Annotated in this window: 1 rRNA gene; it reads left to right on the top strand. The window is 48.2% G+C overall.

Going from position 1 to position 3,216, the window contains the following annotated elements:
- Positions 1-226 precede the first annotated feature (226 nt).
- Positions 227-3,146, top strand: a 23S ribosomal RNA gene (locus tag EZV73_RS28100).
- Positions 3,147-3,216: the final 70 nt, after the last annotated feature.

The following is a 3,216-nucleotide window of genomic DNA, read 5'->3' as shown; positions in this document are numbered from 1 at the left end:
GATGTTCTTTGAAAATTGCATATATGAAAGACAAAGATGTTTATTTATAAATATCTAGTCGACAAGCAAAAACAATATTCTCAAATCCTATATTTATATAGGTAGTTGAAGAACTATAAYCTTAYAGWCGAGAGWCTTTAAATYTAGTGACGAAAGTCGCGAGTAAATGGCGAAGCGAGAGCGGAGTCATGCATTTAGGTTATATCGCTATAACCATTATTAACTAGGTCAAGTTAATAAGGGCATGCGGTGGATGCCTAGGCACTGAGAGCCGATGAAGGACGTGATAAGCTGCGAAAAGTCACGGGTAGCTGCAAGTAAGCTTTGATCCGTGAATGTCCGAATGGGGGAACCCAGCTGTTGTAATGAGCAGTTACTGCTAAGTGAATACATAGCTTAGTGGAGGTAACCCAGGGAACTGAAACATCTAAGTACCTGGAGGAAGAGAAAGAAACATCGATTTCCTAAGTAGCGGCGAGCGAACGGGAATTAGTCCAAACCAAGGTCTACGGACTTTGGGGTTGCGGGCAGCCATATACGTGATGGAGGTATCCTAGTCGAATGATCTGGAAAGGTCAACCGAAGACGGTGAAAGTCCGGTAGACGAAAGGAGAAGRCCCACAGGCTGTACCAGAGTACTACGGGGCACGTGAAACCTTGTAGGAAGCCGGGAGGACCATCTCCCAAGACTAAATACTACTCAGTGACCGATAGCGCATAGTACCGTGAGGGAAAGGTGAAAAGAACCCCGGGAGGGGAGTGAAATAGAACCTGAAACCGCATGTTTACAAGCAGTGGAAGTCTTTGAATGGACRACCATGTACTTTTTGTAGAACGGGCCAACGAGTTACGCTACGTAGCAAGGTTAAGGTGTTCAGCACTGGAGCCGCAGGGAAACCGAGTCTTAATAGGGCGACTAAGTTACGTGGTGTAGACCCGAAACCGGGTGACCTATCCATGAGCAGGGTGAAGCGAAAGTAAAATTTCGTGGAGGCCCGAACCCATATCTGTTGAAAAAGGTTGGGATGACTTGTGGATAGCGGAGAAATTCCAATCGAACTCGGAGATAGCTGGTTCTCCCCGAAATAGCTTTAGGGCTAGCCTTAAATTGAGAGTAACGGAGGTAGAGCACTGACTACCTGCGGGGGCTTCACCGCCTACCAAGGGTTATCAAACTCCGAATGCCGTATACTTATATTTAGGAGTCAGACTATGTATGATAAGATTCATGGTCGAGAGGGAAACAGCCCAGACCGTCAGCTAAGGTCCCAAAATATAGATTAAGTGGGAAAGGATGTGGGATTGCACAGACAACTAGGATGTTGGCTTAGAAGCAGCCATWCATTTAAAGAGTGCGTAATAGCTCACTAGTCGAGTGATCCTGCGCCGAAGATTACCGGGGCTCAAATCTATTACCGAAGCTACGGCTTGATACTAYGTATCAGGGGTAGGGGAGCATTGTATGCGGGTTGAAGCTATACCGRAAGGCGTGGTGGACTGCATACAAGAGAGAATGTTGGCATAAGTAGCGCAAGGCAGGTGAGAATCCTGCCCGCCGAATACCCAAGGTTTCCTGAGGAAGGATCGTCCTCTCAGGGTAAGTCAGGGCCTAAGCCGAGGACGAAAGTCGTAGGCGATGGACAACAGGTAAAAATTCCTGTACCACCAATCATTGTTTGAGAGATGGAGTGACACAGAAGGATAGGCTAAGCACGCGATTGGAAATGCGTGTCCAAATAGTGAGGGAGTTAAGATAGGCAAATCCGTTTTAACAATCCTGGGCTATGATGGGGAGTGAAAAATAAGTAACGAAGTAGCTGATTTCACACTGTCAAGAAAAGCTTCTATTGAGATGAAAGGTGCCTGTACCGAGAACCGACACAGGTGGGAGAGTAGAGAATACTAAGGCGAGCGAGAAAACTATCGTTAAGGAACTCGGCAAAATGATCCCGTAAGTTCGCGAGAAGGGATGCCGGAATAGGTTTAGAGCTAATTCCGGCCGCAGAGAACAGATCCAAGCAACTGTTTAACAAAAACACAGGTCTATGCTAAATCGAGAGATGATGTATATGGGCTGACGCCTGCCCGGTGCTGGAAGGTTAAGAGGAAGTGTTAGCGTAAGCGAAGCTCTGAATCGAAGCCCCAGTAAACGGCGGCCGTAACTATAACGGTCCTAAGGTAGCGAAATTCCTTGTCGGGTAAGTTCCGACCCGCACGAAAGGCGTAATGATTTGGATACTGTCTCAACGATGGACTCGGTGAAATTGTAGTACCGGTAAAGATGCCGGTTACCCGCAGCAGGACGGAAAGACCCCGTGGAGCTTTACTGTAGCTTGGCACTGGACTTTGGTATATCATGTACAGGATAGGTGGGAGTCATGGAAGCGTGTACGCCAGTATGCGTGGAGACAACCTTGGGATACCACTCTTGGTATATCAGTGTTCTAACCATGTTCTGTTATCCAGAACTGGGACAATGTCAGGTGGACAGTTTGACTGGGGCGGTCGCCTCCCAAAGAGTAACGGAGGCGCTCAAAGGTTCCCTCAGAATGGTTGGAAATCATTCGTAGAGTGCAAAGGCAGAAGGGAGCTTGATTGCGAGACATACAGGTCGAGCAAGTAGGAAACTAGGACTTAGTGATCCGGCGGTGCCGCATGGAAGGGCCGTCGCTCAACGGATAAAAGCTACCCCGGGGATAACAGGCTTATCTCCCCCAAGAGTCCACATCGACGGGGAGGTTTGGCACCTCGATGTCGGCTCGTCTCATCCTGGGGCTGAAGAAGGTCCCAAGGGTTGGGCTGTTCGCCCATTAAAGAGGCACGCGAGCTGGGTTCAGAACGTCGTGAGACAGTTCGGTCCCTATCCGCTGTGGGCGTAGGAAATTTGAGAGGATCTGTCCTTAGTACGAGAGGACCGGGATGGACAAACCTCTGGTGTATCTGTTGTTCCGCCAGGAGCACTGCAGAGTAGCTAAGTTTGGAAGGGATAAGCGCTGAAGGCATCTAAGCACGAAGCCCCCCTCAAGATGAGATTTCCCACTCATAAGAGTTAAGACCCCAGAAAGACTATCTGGTTGATAGGTCTAAGCTGTAAGCGTAGCAATATGTTTAGGTGATAGATACTAATAGGTCGAGGACTTGACCAAATAACGGCGTAGCGTAAGCGAAGTCGTATGAGCGATATCACGCAAGTGATTAGCGAAAGAGAATTGTAAA

The sequence above is a fragment of the Acidaminobacter sp. JC074 genome (genome assembly GCF_022496765.1).
GTDB lineage: Bacteria > Bacillota > Clostridia > Peptostreptococcales > Acidaminobacteraceae > JABXKX01.
Note: the sequence above shows the minus strand (reverse complement) of the source record. Positions and strands in the feature narration are given on the sequence as shown.